Consider the following 991-nt stretch of genomic DNA (forward strand, 5'->3'; position numbering starts at 1 on the left):
AGAGAGGGAAATGTTTAATAGGTAAAGTAAAATTCCTATCACAGCAATAGCTTCCATCCTACACCGCGTGTCTGGGGTGATTACTTTTGTTGCGATCCCTAGGGCTGAAATTTCACAATCAGCTCAGATCTTTTCTATTCAAGCTCAGGGGGAGTTAGTATGGATTTACCCTAGTATCAGTATGCTGTACTGATGAGTTTGGAACTAAAATCACAAACTAAGTCTATGTATTTAATGAGAAATATAAATTCGAAGAAATTTTGTGTAAGAGATCTCTCACATCACTTTCAGAGATAATGAGAACGTAGTGTTATAAAATGTAGGTAAATGATAATTGTAATGAGTAGTTGTTGAATGTGGTGGCTTATATTTTGATTGGTTTTGCGCTCTAAATATTAAGTCATTATTAGCAATAATTTCTATACTTTTGCTGATATCACAGTTCTATATTTTATATCGGTAGTGATAAATAATATTATTATCTAATTGATTTTGGTCATAACCTGCTACTGCATAACTTTGCACTATCTATACGTGTTCTGTTCCACATAAACAATATGTATAGAGGCGATTATGACTAATCCAGTTCAAACCGATCGTAAAGTGACGATTGGTTGTTACATAGCACTCGCGTTCGCGATTGTTTTCTTTTCCGGTTTACTGAAGTCAAACGAATGGTATGGCGTTTTTGACTTTACGACCCTTAATGGCTCCTTTGGTAAGGTAGCATACGACGTCAGTGAGACAGCTGATGGCGTTCAGGCTGCCACCACTTCTCTACGAGGTAAAGGCTTGATTCCTACCGTGATGTTCGCGTTAGGTATGATCAACGTACTAGAACACTATGGTGCTCTGGATGCAGCTCGAAAACTACTGACACCTTTATTACGCCCGTTGATGGGTATTCCGGGCAACTCAGGCTTAGCACTGATTGCTTCTTTACAAAGTACCGATGCTGGTGCGGCGATGACAAGGCAACTGAAAGACGAAG

Annotated in this window: 1 protein-coding gene and 1 pseudogene; both read left to right on the forward strand. The window is 38.8% G+C overall.

Annotation, left to right across the window (positions count from 1 at the left end; all coding sequences use genetic code 11):
• Positions 1-31 precede the first annotated feature (31 nt).
• Positions 32-97: pseudogene (locus tag KIV40_RS27790) on the forward strand (succinate dehydrogenase cytochrome b556 large subunit); the annotation flags it as partial.
• Positions 98-573: 476 nt separating this feature from the next.
• On the forward strand, positions 574-991 hold a 418-nt coding region (locus tag KIV40_RS27795; RefSeq protein ID WP_285352423.1), incomplete at its 3' end, for a nucleoside recognition domain-containing protein.

The organism is Vibrio sp. D173a (assembly GCF_030248475.1).